The organism is Salinivibrio sp. MA440 (assembly GCF_001996265.1).
GTDB classification, from domain to species: Bacteria; Pseudomonadota; Gammaproteobacteria; order Enterobacterales; family Vibrionaceae; genus Salinivibrio; species Salinivibrio costicola.
The window spans coordinates 30260-53342 of sequence record NZ_MUFI01000005.1; the positions used below are offsets into that span (position 1 = coordinate 30260).

Sequence of the window (23083 nt, forward strand, 5' to 3'; positions counted from 1 at the left end):
GCCGCTGCTTTGCAGTCCGGGAGGAGAGCGTCGTGTTGCACAGTAAAGATATTTTAATTGTTGAAGATGATCCCGTCTTTAGTCGAATGATTGCCTCGTTTCTTGAAAGAGAAGGTGCGACGGTCCGTGAAGTAGAAAACGGGCTAGAAGGGCTACAAGCATTGAGGCAATCCATCCCTGATTTACTGATCAGCGATCTTTCCATGCCGGTCATGACGGGGCTTGAGTTCGTTGAGGAAGTGAGCCTCGAATACCCGATGCTGCCCATGATTGTGATTTCAGGTACCGGAGGCATGGCCGACGTTGCCCAGGCGCTTCGCTTTGGAGTAAAGGATTTTTTACTCAAGCCCATTGAAGACATCAAATCGGTTAAAAAAGCCATTGAAGCGGTGATTGATGATGCCAACGATGATGTGCATGCCAGTGATGACTTTAGTCAACAGTGGTTTAAAGTGAGTGAAGATGCGGACAAAGGCGCCTCAGAAAGCGAACTAAAATGGCACCTTGATGCGCTACGTCATAATCCTGGCAGTGCGCGAGAGTTGCTGATGGGGTTGATGCCTGAGCCAGACTCACAACAAGGCGCGTGGCGTTTGTCATATCACTCGCTGCAATCGGCAGACGCCAATCCTATTGTGCTCGATTATGCTTGGCTGCTCGGCGGGAAAATGGCGTTCTATGTGGTTGACTCAGCGTCAGCTGAAGAAGATGGGACGGCAACGACTTTGATGATTCGGGCCTTTTTTAATGATTTTGTCCGCTCAAGTGATGTGAATGAACGCGGATTCCTGACGCTGGTAAAACGGATTGAAGATGCGATTCGTGCATCGGCTTATACATCACCGGTCCGTGCCATGTTTGGTGTCTTAAACATGGTTGATAGCCAACTTGATATTCTGCCAGCAGGTTTAAAAGCCACGATTGATAGTAGCGGAACCACGAAATTAGTTCGTAGTGAGCATTGGCTAGGTCGCGATGCCTTTAGCAGTGAATTCCAAACTGTGGATATGCAATCAGGCGATGCGCGTGTGTCTTTAAACGAAGTCGGCTTGAACAGCTTTAGCGTTGATATTCAAAAGATTGCCTAATATAGGCCACCAATGATTGTGGTGTCCCGTCATCTCCATATCACCAGTTCAAGCGATGCACGTCCCGCTCTGCTTGCTGGTGATGATTTACATCCGTATACTCACGTCGCTCTGGATGGGTTGTTACCTTACCTTCGATAGATATCAGGGACAGATCGGCATGAAACATTGGTATTTACTTTATTGTAAACGCAAGGAACAACAACGTGCGGAACAAAACTTGAAGCGGCAAGGCGTGGACTGTTACTACCCGATAGTCACAGTCGAAAAGTTGCGTCGAGGCAAATACCGGCAAGTTGAAGAACCGCTCTTTCCGAATTACATCTTTGCTTGTTTTGATCCTGAATCGGTTCAATACACGTCTGTTCGCTCTACACGTGGCGTTGTTGATTTTGTTCGCCAAGGTGCGAAGCCGATCCACGTCGATATTCAATTAATTCAACACTTGATGATGATGGAAGACAGTGATGAGCAACGAGAATTACTGTATCAAGGCTTCAAGCCTGGTCAAAAAGTAACCGTTGAGAGTGGCCAATTCGCCGGTACTGAAGCGATTTTTAAAGAAAAAGACGGCGAAAAACGCTGTATCCTTTTAATCAAAATACTCAATCAACAAACCGAGTTACGGATCAATAACTCAGATATAAAAGCGTCATGTTAAGTGACTTACGCGTATTACGGCTATAATCAATAAATAGTTAGCGAAAACAAGAAAACACCTAGTGGACTTAGCTGAGAGAACTATCGAACTGGTGGAGAAAAAAAGACAATTTTTCTGATCTCTAGGCATAGAAGTAAGGGTTAGCGTTATTTTTTTAGGATATCTGTCTCAGTAGTGAGACTTTTACGCAACTTTGAGCTTTTCGGTGATATCCCCGTTTATCCTACAGTGCTGTCCGACTCTGGTGTGTGTCAGTTGCGCAAAATTTACTTCAAACGTGGTGCTTTGATCATGGAACATAAAGTCTTGGTCGTGGAAGATAGCCGACCTTTTAGGCGGTTACTCGAAGCTGAGATCCGGAAGGCCGGCTACATTCCCTACATTGCCAGCTCAATTGCTCAAGCGGAGACGATTCTTAATCAAGATACTGACTTCCTGTGTGCCATCCTAGACTATTGTCTGCCGGATGGCCAAGATGGCGAAATCATTGATGTTTGTCTCTCCCTTGATATTAAGGTAATAGTACTCACCGCTATGATGGATGCTCGCACCCGTGAACGTGTGTTGGCAAAAACCGTGATCGACTATATTCCCAAAGACAGCCCATCTTGTGTTTCTTCGGTCGCGCCTTTGTTAAGTCGATTGGAAAAGAATAATCAGCATCATGTGTTAGTAGTTGATGACTCCCTTACGGCTCGTCGTTATGTGCGTAGCTTGCTAGAGCGACAGTACTTAAATGTACTCGAAGCGCAAAACGGCCAAGAGGCGTTGGCGATGATTAGGCGTGATAATCGGATTTCATTAGTAATCACAGACTATACGATGCCTGAAATGGACGGTGTCAGTGTTGTCAAAGCATTACGTAAACTGAAAACCGATGGCCAGTTAGCAATTATAGGCTTATCTGGTGAAGAAGATGCAAGTTTGACCGCGCGGTTTTTAAAAGCAGGTGCGAACGACTTTTTGACCAAGCCATTCAATCAAGAAGAGTTTTATTGCCGCCTACACAGTACGCTCAACGCGCTGGACACTGAACGTCGTTTGTTCAACATGGCGAATATTGACTATCTAACGCAGGTATGGAATCGGCGGTATTTTTTCGAGCATCCCCATACACGATCTCAGAAAGGACCTCGCAACTTGGCCTTGATTGATGTAGACCACTTTAAAAAAATCAATGATCAGTTCGGCCATCACATTGGTGATATTGCATTAATCGAGTTAGCCAAAATGATGAAACGATATTTCCCTGAAGGCATAGTCGCACGTTTTGGCGGCGAGGAATTTTGTGTTCTCTATGGCAATGATGAGCAAGGGTTTGAGCGACGGCTTGAAGCGATGCGTGAAGAATTGGCTAATACGACATGGGAACCTTATGATAAGGCGTTTTCTATCACCATTAGTATTGGTATGGTGCATGCAGATGCTAGTATCGATACGCTTATACAGCGTGCCGATAGGTCGTTGTATCAGGCCAAAAAAGATGGGCGAAATCAATGTGTGAAAGCTAATCAAATTGACTTCGCCACCTTGTGATGCTAGCCAACGTCGTGATACTGCTCGCACGCCATGAGTGTGTTTTCAATCAAGGTGGCGACTGTCATAGGGCCGACCCCGCCAGGTACAGGGGTGATATGACTGGCTCTTTCATACGCGACATCGTACTCAATATCCCCGATTAATTTACCGTCATCCATGCGGTTGATGCCCACATCAATCACGATTGCCCCGGGTTTTATCCAATCGCCAGGGATGAACTTAGGTTTACCGACCGCAACCACGAGCACATCGGCTTGTCGAACATGCGTTTCTAAATCTTGGGTAAATCGATGGCAGGTGGTGGTGGTGCAGCCGGCGAGCAACAGCTCCAACGTCATCGGGCGACCGACAATATTGGATGCTCCCACAACCACAGCATGTTTACCACGTAGCGGTACATTATAACGATCGAGAAGAGTAATAATTCCTTTCGGCGTGCACGAGCGTAGTGTCGGCATACGTTGGCACAAGCGGCCCACATTAAAAGGATGAAAACCATCTACATCTTTATCTGGGCGGATTCGTTCCAATACGGACGTGGCATCAATCCCAGCAGGCAACGGCAGTTGAACGAGAATGCCATCAATGCAGTCATCGTCATTCAAAGTGTCAATCAACGAGAGGAGCTCATGCTGTGAGCAAGAGGCTGGGAGGTCATAGGAGCGTGATACAAATCCGACTTCGTCACAGACTCGGCGTTTACTCCCCACGTAAACTTGTGATGCAGGGTCCGAGCCGACCAAAATAACGGCTAAACCAGGTGCGCGGCGACCTGCTTCTGTGCGGGCGGCGACGCGTGCAGCGACCTCACGACGCACCGTTTGCGCGATCAGCTTTCCATCAATCAATTGTGCGGCCATAACTATCCTTTGGCTAAAGCAATATTCGTCAGTATTGTGACAAAAATCGCGGCTAAAAGCTATTGCGCAAACGTTTGCCTTGGTTTTGATGGCGGAATATGCCAGATATCCTATTGAGAGAGAATATCACGTCATTGTCTAGCCCTTCGCGTCATTAGGTTGGCAAAGTGGCCCCAAAAGGCGATAGGTGGTGATTGACAATAAAATGGCGCGGTTTTGAGCAACTAGGTCAACATTTTAGGGAAAAGCGTTGACGGGACCTGACGTCGCTTTATAATCCACGCTGCATATCGTTATTGCGCCCTTAGCTCAGTTGGATAGAGCAACGGCCTTCTAAGCCGTGGGTCACAGGTTCGAATCCTGTAGGGCGCGCCATTTTTATGCGTCTCCCCGTATTTGCCTTGTCTGAGTGCTCTGAAAATAATCAATCGCGCACAAAACAGTAAAATCTGTGATCTTACGCGGTTGAATTGTGAGATATCACCCCAATTTCGATATTGAAACGCCATCGGTTGCCCCTTGTCTCGACTCAGTTGACGGGTGCCGCTATAATAGCGCGTCTTAATTTTCAGTCTCGGATGAGATAGCTCGATACGCCAATTGCGTGTATCCGGATTCGCAGGGGCTATGACGGACTCATAGCTCGGATGATGCCACCAGTCAAACTGGTAAACATCACTCAGTACCCCTGAGTAAATTTGAGGTTAAATTTATAATGCAAGTTACCGTTGAAACCACCGAAGGCCTTAAGCGCCAAATGACCATCACAGTGCCTGCTGCCAATATCGATGATGCAGTCACTAAAGAGCTACGCAATATCGCTAAGAATCGTCGTTTTGATGGTTTCCGTAAAGGTAAAGCGCCATTGAAAATGGTGTCACGTATGTACGGTGCTACCGTGCGTCAAGACGTGCTGGGCGAAGTGATGCAGCGTCACTTTATTGAAGCGATGATCCAAGAAAAAGTGAACCCAGCGGGCGCACCAACCTTTACCCCTGTAGAGAACGAAGCAGGAAAAGATCTGGTATTTAAAGCTGACTTTGAAGTGTATCCAGAGGTTGAGCTACAAGGCCTAGACGCGATCAGCGTCGAAAAGCCAAAAGCGGACGTGCAAGAAAGCGACGTTGAAGAAATGCTCACCACCTTGCGCAAGCAACAAGCGAGCTGGGTAGAAGCAGAAGGCGAAGCGAAAGATAACAGCCGTGTGACGCTGGACTTCGTCGGCACCATCGACGATGAAGAATTTGAAGGCGGCAAAGCCGAAGGCTTCCAGCTAGAAATGGGTCAGGGTCGCATGATCCCAGGCTTTGAAGACGGTCTTGTTGGTAAAAAAGCGGGCGAAGAATTCACCATCGATGTGAACTTCCCTGAAGACTACCATGCTGAAAACTTGAAAGGCAAAGCGGCTCAGTTCGCGATTAAACTGCATCAAGTTGAAGAGCAAGAGCTGCCTGAGCTAACAGAAGAATTCGTTCAGCGCTTCGGCATTGCAGATGGCAGTGTTGAAGGCCTGAAAGCGGAAGTACGCAAAAACATGGACCGCGAACTCAAGCAAGCGATCAAAAACAAGGTAAAAGAACAAGTACTGGACGGTCTGGTTGAGCAAAACCAAATCGACGTACCGTCAGCCTTGATTGACCAAGAAATTGGCACATTGCGTCAGCAAGCGGCACAACGTTTTGGTGGCAACATGGATAGCGCTTCTCAGCTACCGCGTGAGCTATTTGAAGAGCAAGCGAAGCGTCGTGTTAGCGTCGGCCTACTGCTTGGCGAAGTGATCAAGTCTGAAGAGCTTAAAGCCGATGATGAGCGCGTTAAAGCACTGATCGAAGAAATGGCGTCTGCGTATGAAGACCCATCAGAAGTTGTCGCTTACTATGAAAAAGACGAGAAGCTGATGGAAAATATGCGTAACGTTGCGCTTGAAGAGCAAGCGATCGATGCGTTATTAGCAAAAGCAACCGTTACTGAAGCTGAAGTCGGTTTCAGTGATCTAATGAACGCTTCTCAGCAAGCGTAATTCGGATTAAAAAACGTCTGTGTTTTATTGACACTGCGTAAACGTATCTGCTTACAATGGCCCTAATGACTTGTCATTCGGGCCATTTTTTCCATCTATTGGTCGCAATGGTGATGAAGCCAATCGACGTTAGAGAGCCTTGTTTTTAAGTAAAAACTCTCGATGGATCATCAAGCTGCATACACCGATATAAGATTTTAGTGACCTGTTACAGCATTTTGTGCTAAACCTTGGTTAAGGCAAGAGTGATAACAAATTCGATTAGGGATATTACGTTATGAGCCATCAAGATAGAAATGCCATGCCACCCATTACGGACGCCCTTGTCCCTATGGTGGTGGAACAAACCTCGCGCGGTGAGCGCTCTTACGATATTTACTCTCGCCTACTCAAAGAACGCATTATCTTCCTGACAGGGCAAGTGGAAGACCAAATGGCGAACTTGATTGTGGCGCAGATGCTGTTCTTGGAATCTGAGAACCCAGAAAAAGACATTTATCTGTATATTAACTCACCAGGCGGCGTGGTGACTGCGGGGATGGCGATTTATGACACCATGCAGTTTATTAAACCGGACGTGAGCACCTTATGTACAGGCCAAGCCTGTTCGATGGGCTCTTTCCTGCTTGCGGGTGGCGCCAAAGGTAAGCGTTATTGTTTACCAAACTCGCGCGTGATGATTCACCAGCCGCTAGGGGGCTTCCAAGGCCAGGCGTCTGATATTGAAATTCATGCGCAGGAAATGATCAAAACGAAGCACCGTCTCAACACTATATTGGCTGAACATACTGGCCAGCCGATGGAAGTGATCGAGCGCGATACTGACCGTGATAATTTCATGGCGGCGCAAGAAGCGGTGGACTATGGCTTAGTTGACGCCGTATTGAGTCAACGAGACTAAACCCAATTCGCCGCAGAGCGTTGAAATGAGACAAACTTCGCTCATTAGCCAAGGCTTGATGGTTGTTGGGTCGGAAAAAGTGGCCGATTTGTTGTAAACTCAACATAAGGCAACGACGGGCAAGTGCCCCAAAGAGGTTAGCGAATGACAGACAAGCGAAAAGACGGTGGAAGCGGAAAGCTGCTTTACTGCTCATTCTGTGGTAAGAGCCAACACGAAGTTCGCAAGTTAATTGCTGGGCCATCGGTCTACATTTGTGACGAATGTGTTGACCTATGTAATGACATTATCCGTGAAGAGATCAAAGAAGTGATGCCGAAGCGTGAAGGTGATTCTTTGCCTGCGCCAAGCGAAATTCGCGAGCATCTGGACGATTATGTCATTGGCCAAGAGCAAGCCAAAAAAGTGCTTTCGGTTGCGGTATACAACCACTATAAACGCTTGCGAAACGGCGATAAAAGCGCCGAGGGCGTGGAGCTAGGTAAGAGTAATATCCTGCTGATTGGCCCCACAGGGAGTGGTAAAACACTGCTGGCTGAAACCCTCGCCCGCTTCTTGGATGTGCCATTTACGATGGCTGACGCAACGACATTAACCGAAGCCGGTTATGTGGGTGAAGACGTCGAAAATATCATCCAAAAGCTGCTGCAAAAGTGTGACTACGACGTCGCTAAAGCAGAGCGCGGCATCGTGTATATCGATGAAATCGACAAGGTGTCACGTAAATCGGATAATCCATCGATTACCCGTGATGTTTCTGGCGAAGGCGTACAGCAAGCCCTGCTTAAACTGGTCGAGGGAACGGTTGCATCGATCCCGCCACAAGGTGGACGTAAACATCCACAACAAGAGTTTCTCCAGGTTGATACCTCGAAAATTCTATTTATTTGTGGTGGTGCGTTTGCAGGACTAGACAAAGTGATAGAGCAGCGTGTTGATACCGGCTCTGGCATTGGTTTTGGCGCGCAAGTAAAAGGCGCGACTGAACGGTCAGTCGATGAGTTCTTCGGTAAAGTAGAACCAGAAGATATGGTTAAATATGGCCTGATCCCTGAGTTTATCGGCCGTTTGCCAGTGACTGCTGTGCTTAGAGAGCTTGACGAAGACGCACTCGTACAGATTTTGCGTGAGCCAAAAAATGCCATCACCAAACAATACAGTGCGCTGCTTGAGCTGGATGGTGTCGAGCTTGAGTTCCGTGATGACGCCCTACGTGCGATCGCCAAAAAAGCGATGACCCGCAAAACAGGTGCACGAGGTTTGCGTTCGATTGTGGAATCTGTGCTGCTAGATACTATGTATGATCTGCCATCCATGAAAGGGGTGACCAAGGTCGTCATTGATGACTCAGTGATCCGAGGCGAATCCGCACCTCTATTGATGTATGAGCACACTGAGAATCAAGCCGCAGGCGGTGAATAACGCTTTCACTTGTTTTATCAGCGATAAAGAAAAAAGGGAGTTATCACTCCCTTTTTTATTTTCTGACGGTTGAGCCGTTGAAACCTGTCCAACAGACCCCATATACTCTTAATCAGATTGAACGGAAGAGAGAAGCATATGAACTTGGAGCGTTCCGAGCGCATTGACATTCCGGTGCTGCCACTTCGGGATGTGGTGGTTTATCCTCACATGGTGATCCCGCTCTTTGTGGGAAGGGAAAAGTCGATACGCTGCCTTGAAGCGGCGATGGACAACGATAAGCAGATTCTATTGGTGGCGCAAAAAGATGCGGCAACCGATGACCCAAGTATCTCAGATTTATATACCGTTGGTACGGTAGCAACCATCCTACAGCTTCTTAAACTTCCAGATGGAACGGTAAAAGTTCTGGTCGAAGGGATGCAGCGTGCAAGTATTGACCAGTTTAGTGAAGACGATTTCTTCACCGCGCAAGCTGATTATCTGACCACGCCAAGTTTGGATGAGCGCGAGCAAGAAGTCCTGGTACGGACGGCGATCAGCCAGTTTGAAGGCTTTATTAAGCTCAATAAAAAGATTCCGCCGGAAGTACTGACGTCGCTAAATGGGATTGAAGAGGCGGCCCGTCTCGCCGATACCATTGCGGCCCATATGCCGCTTAAGCTTGAAGATAAGCAACAAGTTCTTGAGCTTGTTGATATTTCCGAGCGTCTAGAATATCTGATGACGATGATGGAATCTGAGATTGACTTGCTGCAAGTCGAAAAGCGGATCCGTGGTCGCGTCAAAAAACAGATGGAAAAAAGCCAGCGCGAGTATTATCTCAACGAGCAAATGAAAGCCATCCAGAAAGAACTGGGTGAGCTAGACGATGCGCCGGATGAGTTTGAAACGCTAAAGCAGAAAATCGAAGAATCAAAAATGCCGCAGGAAGCACGGGAAAAAACCGAGCAAGAACTGCAAAAGCTTAAAATGATGTCGCCGATGTCTGCCGAAGCCACAGTGGTACGCAGTTATATTGACTGGATGATCAGCGTACCTTGGGCGAAACGCTCGAAAGTGAAGAAAGATTTAGCGCGCGCTGAAGAAGTATTGAATGCCGATCATTACGGCCTTGAGCGTGTCAAAGACCGGATTTTGGAGTATCTCGCGGTTCAAAACCGGATGAAAAAACTAAAAGGTCCGATTCTTTGTTTAGTCGGCCCTCCGGGTGTCGGTAAAACGTCTTTGGGGCAATCTATCGCTCGGGCAACGGGACGTAAATATACCCGTATGGCACTGGGCGGGGTTCGCGATGAAGCGGAAATCCGAGGTCATCGTCGTACCTACATCGGTTCGTTGCCCGGTAAATTGATCCAGAAAATGTCAAAAGTTGGCGTGCGTAACCCACTATTTTTGTTGGATGAGATTGATAAAGTCTCCTCTGACATGCGTGGCGACCCTTCCTCTGCGTTGTTAGAAGTGTTGGATCCCGAACAAAATAACGCCTTCAACGATCATTACTTAGAAGTGGACTATGACCTTTCTGATGTAATGTTTGTAGCAACATCGAACTCGATGAATATCCCTGGCCCATTGTTGGATCGGATGGAAGTGATTCGTTTATCGGGTTACACCGAAGATGAAAAACTGAATATTGCCAAGCGTCATTTAGTGGATAAACAAGTTTCACGGAATGGTTTGAAGCCGCACGAGATCACTATCGAAGACTCGGCGATTATCGGCATTATTCGTTACTACACTCGTGAAGCGGGCGTGCGTAATCTAGAGCGTGAAATTTCTAAGCTGTGCCGTAAAACGGTTAAAGAAATTTTGCTCGATAAAGACCTAACGCAAGTCACGGTAACCAATGACAATCTATCCGACTATTTGGGTGTGCGTCGCTTCGATTATGGTAAAGCCGATGAGCAAAATCGTATCGGTCAAGTTACCGGTCTCGCTTGGACCGAAGTGGGCGGTGATCTGTTAACGATTGAAACCGAGTCCATGCCTGGTAAAGGTAAACTGACACATACCGGCTCATTGGGTGATGTGATGCAAGAATCGGTGCAAGCGGCCATGACAGTGGTGCGTAGCCGAGCCGATAAGTTGGGGATTAATAGCGACTTCTATGAAAAGCGTGACATCCATGTGCACGTTCCAGAAGGTGCGACACCGAAAGACGGCCCCAGCGCGGGCATCGCGATGTGTACAGCTTTGGTCTCAAGCCTCACGGGTAACTCAGTGCGCTCCGACGTAGCGATGACTGGCGAAATCACGCTGCGCGGCGAAGTGCTTCCGATTGGTGGATTGAAAGAGAAGCTGCTAGCGGCACGGCGCGGTGGGATCAAAACGGTGGTGATTCCAAAAGAAAATGAGCGTGACTTGGAAGACATTCCAGCCAATGTGAAAGAAGAATTATCGATTCATCCAGTACGATGGATTGATGACGTGTTAACCATTGCATTAGTGAATAATCCGCTTGGGATTGAGCTGGTTGACGCTGAAAAGAGTGACATGCAGCAAAATTAAGCAACGTAAAACGCTGACAGACCGCAAAAGGCTTGTCAGCGTTTTTTTTGCTCGCTAACGTTGCTCTGGCGTACTGTCTGCATGGGGCAGGCAGTTGCTTACAACGTCTTGCGTCGACAAAGCGTCTGTTATTGAAACCGCAATGCGCATAGGATTTGCGGAGAAGTTATTTAAGGGGATGAAAAAGTGAATAAGTCGGAACTGATTGATCATATTGCAGAGAGTGCTGATATTTCTAAAGCCTCGGCGGGGCGAGCACTGGATGCGTTCGTAGACTCTGTCTCTGACACACTCAAGTCAGGTGATCAAGTCGCACTCGTCGGTTTTGGTACCTTTTCAGTGCGCGAACGTGCCGCACGTAAGGGACGTAACCCGCAAACCGGTGCTGAAATTGACATTGCCGCTGCAAAAGTACCGGGCTTTAAAGCCGGTAAAGCGTTAAAAGACGCGGTAAACGAGTAATTATCACGTGAGGTCGTGCCGAATTATTCGCGTTTGACAGGGTGTTGGAGCTGCAAAGCCACTAACAACCGCGTATAATTCGGTGCACAAGAGCGTAAAGGCGCATCAAAAGATGCGCCTTTTTAGTTGAAAAACAACCAGTCCAAACCAGTTGGAGTACCGGCCCGTTATGATGGAACGTATACGCGAAGGCACCAATAGTCTTCCGGTTAAGATCATTTTAAGCCTTATTATCTTTTCCTTTGCTTTTGCCGGTGTCGGTAGTTATCTGGCCGGTGGATCCACACCGCCTGCTGCAACCGTCGGTGATAAAGAAATTAGCCGAGCGGAACTGGATCGCGCGTATCAAAATGAGCGTGCACGTATGCAGCAACAAGCGGGCGAGCAATTCAATCAGCTTCTCGGTAACCCCGAATACGTAAAACGTTTTCGCCAAAATATTCTTGATCGTATGGTGAATGACTTGCTTTTAGAGCACGAAGCCAGTGAATTAGGATTACGCGTCAGTGACGCACAAGTGAAAGCGGCGATCCGTGCCATGCCTCAATTCCGTCAGGCGGGTCAGTTTAATAACGAGCGTTATCAAGCGGCATTGCGTCAAACCGGTATGAGTGCAGATGAATTTGCTAACTATATGCGCACAGATTTAATGCGCCAGCAGTTGGTCAATGGCTTACAAACAACCGCATTCGTATTACCTAGCGAACTGGAAAGCTTATACCGTCTCGAAGCACAGAGCCGTGAAGTGCGCACTTTAACCTTGCCAGTTGAGGACTTTGCCAACCAGGTGTCGTTAACGGATGAGGAGCTGGAAGCCTATTACCAAGCGAATCGTGATGATTATATTCAGCCACGTATGGTGAAAGTTGCGTATGTGGAATTAACCGGTGAAGGGCTAGCCAGTGACATTCAAGTCACGGATGAAGACATCGCCACTTACTACCAAGACAACCAGTCTCAGTATGGCTCACAAGAGCGCCGTAAGGTTAGCCACATCTTAATTGAAGGAACAGGAGACGACGCCAAAGCTCGTGCTCAACAAGCGTTAGATCGCCTCAATCAAGGTGAAGCGTTTGCGACCTTGGTCAAGGAAGTTTCTGATGACACCTTTAGTGCCGAGCAAAACGGATCATTGGATTGGATTGAACCCGGTGTGATGGATCCTGCGTTTGAAAAAGCCGCTTACGCACTGGCGCAAAAAGGCGATATTAGTGGCTTAGTTAAATCTGATTTCGGCTATCATATCATTCGCTTAGATGACATTGACCCAGCCGATGTTACGCCATTGTCTGACGTAAAAGACGACATTCGTCTTGCTCTGCAACAAGAGCAAGCGGCGGATCGTTTCTATGCACAGTCAACGCAACTGGCTGAAGTGGCGTTTGAAGAGGCGAATGGCCTTGAGCCAGCCGCAGAGGCGGTGAATGCGAAGGTGCAGTTTACGGATTACTTTGCGCTCGATAATGCCCAAGGCTTAATGGCGCGCCCTCAAATTCAGCAAGCGCTTGATAGCTATGATGTGCGTGAAAATGGCCTTAACTCTGAGCTGATTGAGCTGTCAGGTGAGCACGCGATTGTAGTGCGTCTCGACGATGTGAAGCCTGAAAAGCAATTGAGTTTTGCCGAAGTAAAAGACCAGGTGCAGGCGACGCTCGCGGCAGAAAAAGGCCGTCAGCAGGCGCAAGAAAAAGCGGACCAATTGGTCGCGCAACTTGAGCAGACCGGTACGCTAGATCAGGGTGATTATGTGTTCAGTGATGCGCAAGTGATCAATCGTGTTTCTCAGCAGCAAGCGGTGTCGGAGCTCGCTTTCTCGTTGCCTCAGCCTAACGATACAGGCGCAAGTTATGGGGTGACGCAGAACCGTCAGGGCGATATTGTGGTGGTTGCGCTGGATAACGTGATTAACCCTGCGATGCCAGACATTAGCCCACAAAGCCAAATGGCCGATCGCGTTGCACGTGCGATGAGCAATATGTCTTTGTCTGCCACACTCGAAGCGCTGCGTGAGCAAGTGGATGTGACTTATGCAGAGGTTGACGCACAACAATAAGCGAGTGCAGTGAGCGTTTAAACGCGAGAAAGCGCTCAGCGTGAGCGCTTAACAGGATCGCAGAGAGTTAGACGTCTCTCGCATTCGTTTGTGTGAAAATAGAAAAACGACGCTAGGATTTTGTCCTGCGTCGTTTTTCTGTTTGCGGGGACATGAAAAGGCGCAAGCAGTGATTTACCGTGTCGGCGATATTGATGACATGGAGATCAAAAATGAAACACCTACTATCCAGTATTCTATTTGTGTTGGCACTAGTGACTGCACCCACTGTGCTAAGCGCCAGTCAAGATGCGTCTCAGTCCTCTGAACAGGTTGAGACGCGCTCGGTGGATATTAACACTGCCAGTGTACAAATCCTCTCAGAGCAGCTCCGCGGTATTGGCCCTGCCAAAGCGAAAGCCATCGTCGACTATCGCCAGAAACACGGAAAGTTCGCCTCACCAGACGATTTAGTCGAAGTAAAAGGCATTGGCGCATCGACACTGGAGAAAAACCGCGACCGGATTAACGTGTCGTCATAGTGATGGAGAGTTCAGCGCAAAGGCGTCACCGTCTTTGCGCGAATAATCCTTGTGTCTGCCGGCCGGAATGCACACAATGAAATCTGGTTGTAGGAAAGTAGCAGGACGCAATGACTCACAAACAAAGTCACTTTTTTGCTCATCTTGCCCGGATGAAGCTTATTTACCGTTGGCCTTTGATGCGCAATGTTTCCGTCGAAAATATCTCTGAACACAGTTTACAAGTCGCGTTTGTCGCCCACGCCTTAGCGCTTATTCACAATAAACGTTTTGAAGGGCAGTACCAGCCAGAACGTATTGCGGTACTGGCGATGTTTCATGACTGTAGCGAAGTCATCACAGGCGATTTACCCACCCCGGTCAAATACTTTAATCCGTCGATTGCCGCTGAATATAAAAAAATCGAGAAAATGGCGGAGAAAAAGTTGATCGCCATGCTGCCGCCAGAGCTGCAGGATGAATACAGCGGGTTAATTGATTCAGACCATATTGATCCAGATGATTATTTGTTGGTGAAACAAGCGGATATTTTATGTGCTTACTTAAAGTGTTTGGAAGAAATCGCCGCCGGTAACCATGAATTTGAGCAAGCCAAGAAGCGACTTGAAGCATCACTAGAAAAGCGTCGTTCTCCAGCCACCGATTATTTTATGGCCACCTTCGTGGATAGCTTCACCTTATCGCTGGATGAGATCAGTGACGATGGATTTTGAACTACCAGATACCTGGCAAACACGCCAGATGAGCAATGAGAACAAGAAGCGCCGTCACGATAAGCGTACCGTTTATCAGCGTGACCGTGCGCGTATTTTACATTCAGCCGCATTTCGTCGCTTACAAGCCAAAACACAGGTGTTGGGGGCTGAGCATAGCGACTTTTATCGCACCCGTTTAACCCACTCGCTCGAGGTGTCACAAATTGGCACCGGCATTGTTGCGCAGMTTAAAGAAAGACAGCCTGAGTTTCGGCCACTTTTACCGTCTACTGGGCTGATGGAAAGCTTATGTCTTGCCCATGACATTGGCCACCCGCCATACGGGCACGGTGGTGAAGTGGCATTAAATTATATGATGCGAAACGACGGTGGCTTCGAAGGCAATGCCCAGACATTTCGGATCGTGACGCTGCTTGAACCTTATACCCAACATCATGGCATGAACTTGGCGCGTCGCACTTTGCTGGGCGTAATGAAATACCCCGCGTTTATCAGCGCCGCACACAATGGTTCACAGCCAACGCCTGTCAGCGACTTTCGTCATCTCAAAGCGCGTGATTGGCAACCTGCTAAAGGTATTTATGATCATGACAGTGTACGCCGAAACTGGGTACTTGAGCCGTTCAGTGCCGCCGATCGGGCGTTATTTTTGACGTTCAGAGACAACACGCCTGCTGACCAGCATCGCAAGACGCGTTATAAGTCGTTGGATTGCTCCATTATGGAGTTAGCGGATGACATCGCTTATGGCGTCCATGATCTAGAAGATGCAATTGTGATGGGATTGGTCACCCGTGAGCAGTGGCAAGAGGCCGTGGCAAGTTATATCGCTGAATGCGGCGATCCTTGGTTAGAAGCCAATATTGGTGAACTGAGCGAACAAATGTTCGGTCCTCCGTATGAGCGCAAAGATGCGATCGGGGCCTTGGTCAACACCTTATTAACCTCCGTCGAGGTGGCCCCGACGGTTCAAGATGGTACCTACCGCTTTACGTCTCCTTTGTTAGCCTGGAACGCCTATCTAACCGAGGTGATGGCTGGCGTGCTGGAGGTACTGAAGCGATTTGTCAGTGAATTTGTAGTGAAGCAGCCTGAGCTTCAGGTGGTTGAGTATAAAGGTCAGCAATTGGTGATGGAGTTGTTTGACGCTTTTGCCTCTGATCCCGAGCGCCTGTTGCCTAAAGACTATCGACAAGATTGGTTAACAGCACAAACCGCAGGGGAGTCGGGCATGCGCGTGATTGCCGATTACTTATCGTCGATGACAGACAGTTTTGCCCAGAAGCTACACAGCACCATGTTTACCGCCGCGAGCAACGGTCCTTTGTACGCTATTCGCTAGGACGGGGATGATTGGATGATACCGGCATAAAGGCAAGCTGGCGTTCGATCATCGCCTCAAAGCTTGTGAGTAAGGGCTGATAATGTTCACGATCACCACTTAACTCACTCAGTGCAGCAAATCCGGCCTCAAGGGTCGAAAGGGCCCCTAGCTTACTACTTTTGCGGATGGTGTATTGGCTCGGTGGCATGGTGGTAATCTTGACTGTGGGTAAATCATGGAGATTCTTTGATAACTGATACAGTTTGTAAGCTTTTTTCCATGTTCCGTCGAGTAATATGATCCCCCATGGTATCTCGCGGCCGCTTTCTTTGGCTGATGCTAATGGCTTGGTCAGCGATGATAGAGCGATAGCATGCTCGCCCGGATATAACACTGCGTAGCGGCGCTGGGACCGTGCGAGCCTTTCATTCAGCGCGCGGTGCTCGCTAAAATCTTCTCCTATCCAACGCTCACAATGCTCTAATGCTAACGCGAGTAAACAAGCACTGTTTTTCGGGTGCGAGACTTCATCGGGATGCTGCAAGATAATCACCGGGATTGTATTGGTGATTGGTGTAATGGCATCGCATACGCAAATGGCTTTCGCTTTATGGCAAGATGAGCAGTATCGAGACATGATGGTCACTGTTTAATAACGGAATCAAGCAGCGTTTTACCGCTGCTTGATAATAAACGCAAGGTCGATCAAGCCGTTAGGTGGCTTGGCTATAACCGCAGAGAAAACGCTCAAAACGACTGATTGCCATTTCCAAATCATCCACCCGCGGGAGCGTGACTAACCGGAAATGGTCCGGCTGTTGCCAGTTAAAGCCGGTGCCGTGCACCATGAGGACTTTTTCTTGCAACAAAAAGTCGAGCATCAGCTTTTCGTCGTTATGGATGCTGTAGCGCTTGGTGTCGATTTTAGGAAACAAATACAATGCTCCCTTGGGTTTTTTACAACTGACACCAGGGATCTGATTGATCAGCTCATAGGCTTTGTCGCGCTGCTCCAGTAATCGACCGCCCGGCAGGATCAATTCGTTAATGCTTTGATAGCCGCCGAGCGCAGTTTGAATTGCATGCTGCATCGGTACGTTGGCACACAGGCGCATCGACGCCAGCATTTCAAGCCCATCGATATAACCACGCGCATGCTGTTTGGGCCCGGTCACGAGCATCCAACCGGCACGAAAACCACAGACTCGATACGCTTTAGACAAACCGTTAAAGGTCAAACAAAGCACATCGGGAGCGAGGGTAGCGATAGAATAATGCTGCGCCCCGTCATAGAGAATTTTATCGTAAATCTCGTCGGCAAAAATGATCAAATTATGCTGGCGGGCCAGCTCGACAACCTGCAACAAAAAGTCACGGCTATAGACGGCGCCGGTCGGGTTATTGGGGTTAATCAACACCAGTCCGCGAGTCTTTGGCGTAATTTTGCGCTTGATATCGTCTAAATCTGGATACCAATCAGACTCCTCATCACACAGATAGTGGACTGGATTACCGCCTGATAACGATGCTGCGGCTGTCCAAAGTGGATAATCCGGCGAGGGCACGAGTAGCTCATCGCCATTATTCAGTAACGCTTGCATGGCCATGACGATCAGTTCGGAGGCGCCATTGCCCAGGTAGACATCTTCGACATCCAGATCCATCAAGCCGCGCTTTTGGTAGTGCTGTACAACGGCTTTTCGGGCTGAATAAAGGCCTTTCGAATCACAATATCCTTGCGAGGTCGGCAAATTCCGAATCACATCGACCAGGATTTCGTCTGGGGCATCAAAACCAAACGGCGCAGGATTGCCGATATTGAGCTTTAAAATCCGGTGGCCTTCCTCTTCTAGCCGTTTGGCTTCTTTCATCACTGGGCCGCGAATGTCATAACAGACATTATCCAGCTTGGCGGACATACCGATTGGTTGCATTACCCTTCCTGTCAATCAAAGGTGAAAATTGTTATTAGGCTTTTTAAGTAACTTACACTATTTCTCACCCTCTTCGAAAGATGGTTGATCGATTTGATAAGCATTGGTTGAATCGAGTGCTGTTTCGCTTGTGTCGGCAAAAAATCAGCCAATTTTAACCGAAGACTGATCTAGCGCATATTTGTCTTATGCCCTGACAGGTTAGACTGACAAGCAAGAATAACGTGCTACATAAATAGCAGCAGGTACAGACTTGCGAATAGGACTGCCGCCTAGGCGGTTGGAGGATGTCGTGACTACCTTGATTCAAGCGGCCAATCACTTGCAAAGCCAGTTGGCGATCAGTCAAGCGCCAACACAGTTGCAAACCGATTTTACTTGGCCAGGAGATTTATCACCGATTGCGTGGCTAGACGCCCAGCCTGTCTACCCGAAAAGCTATTGGCAGTCGCGTGATGGCCGGGAAGAGGTGCTAGTACTGGGCGCTTGTCGTCAGTTTACGCAAATTCAGCAGGCGCAGGTTAGCTTATTACCCGAGCAGCGAATCTGGGGATGCGTTGCGTTTGATGATACACCAGGCAGTGGTGATTTCTTTCTTCCCGTGGTGGAGCTTATTCGTCGCGATAAGCAGTGGCAGCTTTGTGTCAATCTTATCGCTGAAACCGACAGCCAAGCTATTCTCAGCCAAATTATCTGGCAAGGCCGCCCCCTCGCGCCGATGGCTGGACGGATCCGTCAAGAAGTACATACCCCAAACCATCATCAATGGTGTCACTCGGTGACGCGTGCATTGTCAAACATGGCCCACACTGAGCTGAAAAAAGTGGTGCTTGCGCGGCAAACCCGTTTAACCTTGGACGGGACGGTGAGCGGTGGACAGCTTCTTAGCCACAGCCAACAACATAACAGCGAGAGTTTCCATTTTCTGTTCGCAACGGGACCGGACGATGCTTTTGTCGGGTCGACCCCAGAGCGACTCTATCGGCGTCGAGATTGTCGCGTGACCACAGAAGCGGTCGCGGGCACCGTACGTCGCGGCGCGAGCTTTAGTGAAGATCATCATCTCGGTGAGTGGTTGCTAAACGACAGTAAAAACGTTCATGAGAATCAGTTGGTCGTTGATGATATTTTTGCCGGCTTACGGCGTCATTCGTTAACGATTACCGTTGATCCTGAACCCCATTTGATTGTGCTCCGTCATCTTCAGCATTTGCGTCGTCGTATTAGTGCCATCGTTGGTCCTGGTGTCGATGACAGTGTGATCTTGGGCGCGCTTCAACCGACTGCTGCGGTGGCGGGACTTCCTCGTGATACGGCCCGCGCGTTTCTCGCCGAACAAGGGATCACACGCGGTCGTTACAGTGGAGCCGTGGGCTATATTTCACAACGTGAAAGCCAATTTTGTGTGGCGATCCGAAGCGCGCAATTGACCGATAATACGGTGGATTTATTTGCGGGGGCAGGAATTGTTCCCGGCTCTGATCCTGAGGCTGAGTGGCATGAGTTAGATAACAAACTGACGACCATGCGTCAGTGTCTCCCTTATCGTCATGCTCACGAGCACGACGACGCCATTGTTGGAGTGTGTTAATGTCGCTGACACTCACGCATATATGGGCCGAAACCCTTATCGACGAGTTATCGCGCTTGGGCGTCAAACATATTTGTATTGCCCCAGGATCGCGATCGACGCCGCTCACACTGGCCGCCGTGAAACAAAGTCAGCACCCTCAGCGTCCGGTGACCTTACATTGTCACTTTGATGAACGTGGTCTTGGTTATCTTGCCTTAGGCTTAGCCAAAGCCGGACAGGCACCGGTGGCAGTGATTGTCACTTCCGGAACCGCGGTGGCGAATTGTTTGCCTGCGGTAGTCGAGAGCGGGTTAACCGGTGAGCCATTAATTATTCTGTCTGCAGATCGTCCGTTTGAATTGGTCGATTGCGGGGCGAACCAAGCGATTGTGCAGCGCGATCTGTTTTCGTCCCATGTTACTGCCCAACTGGATTTACCTACGCCAGACGCGGGGATGCCACTGAGTGCTTTATTGACCAAGGTGGATCAGGTGCTTGCCCATCAAGCGGCACGTGGTGGCAGTGTGCATATTAATTGCCCGTTTCGAGAGCCATTCTATGGCGAACGAGATGCAGCGCTTGAGGCTGAGATCCGTGCGCCGATTGCTAACTGGTATCAAAGCCAACAAAGCTATACGCGCCATCATGGACGGTTTTCTACGCCGATAGAGCGAGATAGCCTCCCGCCCAGTTTGCCATCCGATCGCCCCGTAAAAACGGTGATTGTGGCGGGTGCGCTGCCGCACGGATTATCAGCATCGGTTAACCGCTTAGCCACAGCGCTGAATGCGGTGGTATTAGCCGACCCGCAATCGGGCATCACGAGCACGGCACCTGGCTACGATCTTTGGTTAAACCATCCCAACTTGCAGGCGCAGTTGTCTCAGGCGCAATGGGTGATCCAGCTCGGCGGGCGTTTAGTGTCAAAACGCTTGGGACAATGGTTGGCGCAAACCTCGGCGCAATATTGGTTGGTGACGGATAGCGCGCAGCCACTTGACCCTCATCATCGGGCGGTTGAACAGTGCGTTGTCGACAAGCGCCACTGGTCGTTATGGCTTGATGCACTGACTGACCAGGTGAGTGCGGCGTGCTCAACGTCTGAAGGGCTCACCTCGTCGGCGGACTCGCCCCTTGTTTGGCAACAAACATTGACGAATGAGGCGCGAGCACAGATGGAGAAAGCGACTGACAGACTTTCTCCCTCATTGCTGTCAGAGCACCGCTTATTTCAACAATTACCCACGATGCTTCCCGAGCACGTCGATATTTTTATCGGCAACAGCCTAGCGATTCGTTTGGCGGATATTTGGTCGCAACTTGGCGCCTATCCGGTGTTTGCCAATCGCGGTGCGTCAGGCATTGACGGGCTATTTGCCTGCGCTGCAGGCGTTCAGCGATGCCGACGTCAGCCGATGCTGGTGGTGCTTGGCGACACGAGCGCGCTTTACGATCTTAATAGTCTTGCGCTATGGCGTGAGACGGCTGCCCCGGCAGCCATGCTTATCCTCAATAACAATGGCGGCGGCATTTTTGATTCCTTGCCAGTCGATCCGCAGCTTTGTGACGCCTATTATCGCATGCCGCACGGTCTGCGCTTTGAGCAGGTTGCCGCGCAGTTTTCCTTGAACTATCAACAACCAACCTGCGAATCTGATCTCGCTGCTGCGCTCGTCCAAGCGTTTAATACACCAGGGACTGATGTGATTGAAGTGGTGACGCCCGCGGGTGAAGCGGGGAAAATCTTAACAGAGCAACTTGCCAATATGGCAGCGCAGGAGGGGTGATGCTGGGGTATCAGCAGGGGGGCAAGGTGGACGGTCCCAAGGTGGTTTTTTTGCACGGTTTGCTGGGGAGTCAACAAGATTGGCAAGGTGTTACCTCGCGCTTAAAAGCTTGTCACTGGCTCTGTCTTGATTTACCCGGCCATGGTGACAGTGTTGATTGTCCAAGCGTTGATTTTACCACTACTGTCGACGCGGTGCGCCAGACCTGTGACCAGGTGTGGGGGAATCAGCCAGCGTATTTAGTGGGGTATTCGCTTGGTGCGCGCATCGCGATGCATTTAGCCACCGCGTATCCAGCTCGTTGGCAGGGCGTATTCCTCGAAGCGGGACACCCTGGTTTACTGCATCGCCATGAACGTCATCAACGGTTGGCCCACGATCAAGCCTGGGCTCAGCGCTTTACGCATGAGCCGCTCTCGATGGTATTAAACGATTGGTATCAGCAATCGGTGTTTCAATCCCTTGATGCGACGCAGCGCGCCAAACTGATGACAGTGCGTGGTGACAACCATGGGCCCGCGATTGCCGCTATGCTCGATGCCACATCGCTCGGTCGGCAAGCTGATCTGCGTCCCGCATTAGGTGATGCGTTGCGACAAGGGTTGTCGATTGACTACCTTTGTGGGGAGCAAGATCCTAAGTTTATCTCGTTGGCCCACTCGCTACAGCGCACAACCGGGATCCCCTTCACTTTGATAAAAGGGGCGGGACATAATTGTCATTGGGCCAATCCGTCGTCGTTTGTGCAGGTGCTATCAGATAACGACCGGTTATCAGCGTAACGATTTTTATCTTCCAATTTTCGGGGCCTTGTACCCCATCAACCAATTAAGGGGAAAGCCATGGCTGTAACGCCGGGAATGACCGAACAAGAACTGTATGCACCCATTGACTGGATGCCGACTGAGCTAACGTTTAGCGATATTTTGTATCACAAATCCGCCGATGGTATTGCGCGTATCACCATTAACCGCCCTCAGGTTCGTAATGCGTTTCGTCCGCAAACCGTTAAAGAAATGATGCAAGCGCTCGCTGATGCGCGCTATGACAGCCGAGTAGGCGTGATCATTCTGACCGGTTTAGGCGAAAAAGCATTTTGTTCTGGGGGCGATCAATCGGTACGTGGTGATTATGGCGGCTATCAAGACGACGAAGGCACTCATCACCTGAATGTGCTCGACTTCCAGCGTCAGATCCGCACCTGTCCCAAACCTGTGATTGCCGCGGTTGCCGGTTATGCTGTCGGTGGTGGTCATGTTCTGCATATGATGTGTGATCTAACCATTGCGGCCGATAACGCCCAATTTGGTCAAACAGGCCCCAAAGTAGGCAGTTTCGACGGCGGCTGGGGGGCCTCTTATATGGCGCGGATTGTGGGGCAGAAAAAAGCGCGTGAAATCTGGTTCCTTTGCCGTTTTTACAATGCGCAAGAAGCGTTGGACATGGGACTGGTCAATACAGTGGTGCCCTTGGACGAGCTCGAGCGAGAGACCGTACGCTGGTGTCGCGAGGTGCTGCAGCATAGCCCAATGGCATTGCGGTGTTTAAAAGCGGCACTCAATGCCGATTGCGATGGTCAAGCAGGGCTTCAAGAATTAGCCGGCAACGCCACCATGATGTTTTACATGACCGACGAAGGGCAAGAAGGGCGAAATGCCTTTAACGAGAAACGTCGGCCAGAGTTTGATCGTTTCCCACGCAACCCATAGAG

19 protein-coding genes and 1 tRNA gene are annotated in these 23083 nt (G+C 49.4%); 17 read left to right on the forward strand and 3 right to left on the reverse strand.

Annotated features, from left to right (window positions below; genetic code table 11):
• Window positions 1–32: 32 nt before the first annotated feature.
• The 3 genes from BZG80_RS02445 to BZG80_RS02455 all read left to right on the forward strand — a co-directional run bounded on the left by BZG80_RS02445 (window position 33) and on the right by BZG80_RS02455 (window position 3285).
• Entirely contained in the window at window positions 33–1088 is a 1056-nt protein-coding gene (locus BZG80_RS02445; protein WP_021022880.1) for a response regulator, read from the forward strand.
• A gap of 160 nt (window positions 1089–1248) precedes the next feature.
• The gene (gene rfaH / locus BZG80_RS02450; protein WP_077678659.1) at window positions 1249–1749 is read left to right on the forward strand and encodes a transcription/translation regulatory transformer protein RfaH; all 501 of its coding nucleotides are present in this window, start codon (window positions 1249–1251) and stop codon (window positions 1747–1749) included.
• Between the two features lie 291 nt (window positions 1750–2040).
• Window positions 2041–3285 carry a response regulator gene (locus tag BZG80_RS02455; protein WP_077678691.1) on the forward strand — a complete coding sequence of 415 codons (1245 nt, stop codon included), beginning with the start codon at window positions 2041–2043 and terminating at the stop codon, window positions 3283–3285.
• Window positions 3286–3287: 2 nt separating this feature from the next.
• Here BZG80_RS02455 and folD read toward each other — a convergent pair whose 3' ends face one another.
• On the reverse strand, window positions 3288–4148 hold the full coding sequence (gene folD, locus BZG80_RS02460) for a bifunctional methylenetetrahydrofolate dehydrogenase/methenyltetrahydrofolate cyclohydrolase FolD (RefSeq protein ID WP_077460343.1): 861 nt from the start codon (window positions 4146–4148) through the stop codon (window positions 3288–3290).
• A gap of 298 nt (window positions 4149–4446) precedes the next feature.
• Here folD and BZG80_RS02465 point away from each other — a divergent pair.
• The 10 genes from BZG80_RS02465 (at window position 4447) to BZG80_RS02510 (ending at window position 16096) form a co-directional block, all read left to right on the forward strand.
• Window positions 4447–4523 (forward strand) — tRNA-Arg (locus BZG80_RS02465).
• 340 nt (window positions 4524–4863) lie between these two features.
• Window positions 4864–6168 carry a trigger factor gene (gene tig, locus BZG80_RS02470; protein ID WP_077678660.1) on the forward strand — a complete coding sequence of 435 codons (1305 nt, stop codon included), beginning with the start codon at window positions 4864–4866 and terminating at the stop codon, window positions 6166–6168.
• Between the two features lie 277 nt (window positions 6169–6445).
• Window positions 6446–7069 carry an ATP-dependent Clp endopeptidase proteolytic subunit ClpP gene (clpP, locus tag BZG80_RS02475; RefSeq protein WP_021022248.1) on the forward strand — a complete coding sequence of 208 codons (624 nt, stop codon included), beginning with the start codon at window positions 6446–6448 and terminating at the stop codon, window positions 7067–7069.
• 144 nt (window positions 7070–7213) lie between these two features.
• Window positions 7214–8491, forward strand: a complete 1278-nt coding sequence (clpX, locus tag BZG80_RS02480; RefSeq protein ID WP_077576279.1) for an ATP-dependent protease ATP-binding subunit ClpX — start codon at window positions 7214–7216, stop codon at window positions 8489–8491.
• Window positions 8492–8629: 138 nt separating this feature from the next.
• Entirely contained in the window at window positions 8630–11002 is a 2373-nt protein-coding gene (lon, locus tag BZG80_RS02485) for an endopeptidase La (RefSeq protein ID WP_077460345.1), read from the forward strand.
• A 186-nt stretch (window positions 11003–11188) separates the two neighbouring features.
• Window positions 11189–11464 carry a nucleoid-associated protein HU-beta gene (gene hupB / locus BZG80_RS02490; protein WP_077460346.1) on the forward strand — a complete coding sequence of 92 codons (276 nt, stop codon included), beginning with the start codon at window positions 11189–11191 and terminating at the stop codon, window positions 11462–11464.
• Window positions 11465–11633: 169 nt separating this feature from the next.
• A complete protein-coding gene (ppiD, locus tag BZG80_RS02495) occupies window positions 11634–13517 on the forward strand; it encodes a peptidylprolyl isomerase (protein WP_077576280.1) in 1884 nt (627 codons plus the stop codon).
• A 212-nt stretch (window positions 13518–13729) separates the two neighbouring features.
• Window positions 13730–14038 carry a ComEA family DNA-binding protein gene (locus tag BZG80_RS02500; RefSeq protein WP_021022253.1) on the forward strand — a complete coding sequence of 103 codons (309 nt, stop codon included), beginning with the start codon at window positions 13730–13732 and terminating at the stop codon, window positions 14036–14038.
• A 110-nt stretch (window positions 14039–14148) separates the two neighbouring features.
• Complete coding sequence (yfbR, locus tag BZG80_RS02505; protein WP_021022254.1) at window positions 14149–14751, forward strand: 5'-deoxynucleotidase; 603 nt, start codon at window positions 14149–14151, stop codon at window positions 14749–14751.
• Entirely contained in the window at window positions 14741–16096 is a 1356-nt protein-coding gene (locus BZG80_RS02510) for an anti-phage deoxyguanosine triphosphatase (RefSeq protein ID WP_077678661.1), read from the forward strand. Before yfbR ends, BZG80_RS02510 begins: the two co-directional genes overlap by 11 nt.
• On the opposite strand, the gene BZG80_RS02515 is transcribed toward BZG80_RS02510, so the two are convergent.
• Complete coding sequence (locus tag BZG80_RS02515) at window positions 16086–16715, reverse strand: tRNA-uridine aminocarboxypropyltransferase (protein WP_021022256.1); 630 nt, start codon at window positions 16713–16715, stop codon at window positions 16086–16088. The two genes, BZG80_RS02510 and BZG80_RS02515, sit on opposite strands and share 11 nt — an antisense overlap.
• A gap of 76 nt (window positions 16716–16791) precedes the next feature.
• A complete protein-coding gene (locus tag BZG80_RS02520; protein ID WP_021022257.1) occupies window positions 16792–18012 on the reverse strand; it encodes a pyridoxal phosphate-dependent aminotransferase in 1221 nt (406 codons plus the stop codon).
• Between the two features lie 292 nt (window positions 18013–18304).
• On the opposite strand from BZG80_RS02520, the gene BZG80_RS02525 reads away from it, so the two are divergent.
• The 4 genes from BZG80_RS02525 to menB are packed head-to-tail and all read left to right on the forward strand — an operon-like array spanning window position 18305 to window position 23081.
• Window positions 18305–19603 carry an isochorismate synthase gene (locus BZG80_RS02525; protein WP_158011519.1) on the forward strand — a complete coding sequence of 433 codons (1299 nt, stop codon included), beginning with the start codon at window positions 18305–18307 and terminating at the stop codon, window positions 19601–19603.
• Window positions 19603–21372, forward strand: coding sequence for a 2-succinyl-5-enolpyruvyl-6-hydroxy-3-cyclohexene-1-carboxylic-acid synthase (gene menD, locus BZG80_RS02530; protein WP_077678663.1), 1770 nt, complete (start codon window positions 19603–19605; stop codon window positions 21370–21372). Before BZG80_RS02525 ends, menD begins: the two co-directional genes overlap by 1 nt.
• A complete protein-coding gene (menH, locus tag BZG80_RS02535) occupies window positions 21372–22154 on the forward strand; it encodes a 2-succinyl-6-hydroxy-2,4-cyclohexadiene-1-carboxylate synthase (RefSeq protein ID WP_077678664.1) in 783 nt (260 codons plus the stop codon). Before menD ends, menH begins: the two co-directional genes overlap by 1 nt.
• Window positions 22155–22214: 60 nt before the next feature.
• Window positions 22215–23081: a 1,4-dihydroxy-2-naphthoyl-CoA synthase gene (menB, locus tag BZG80_RS02540; protein ID WP_077576286.1), complete on the forward strand. Its 867-nt coding sequence runs from the start codon at window positions 22215–22217 to the stop codon at window positions 23079–23081.
• The last annotated feature ends 2 nt before the right edge of the window (window positions 23082–23083 follow it).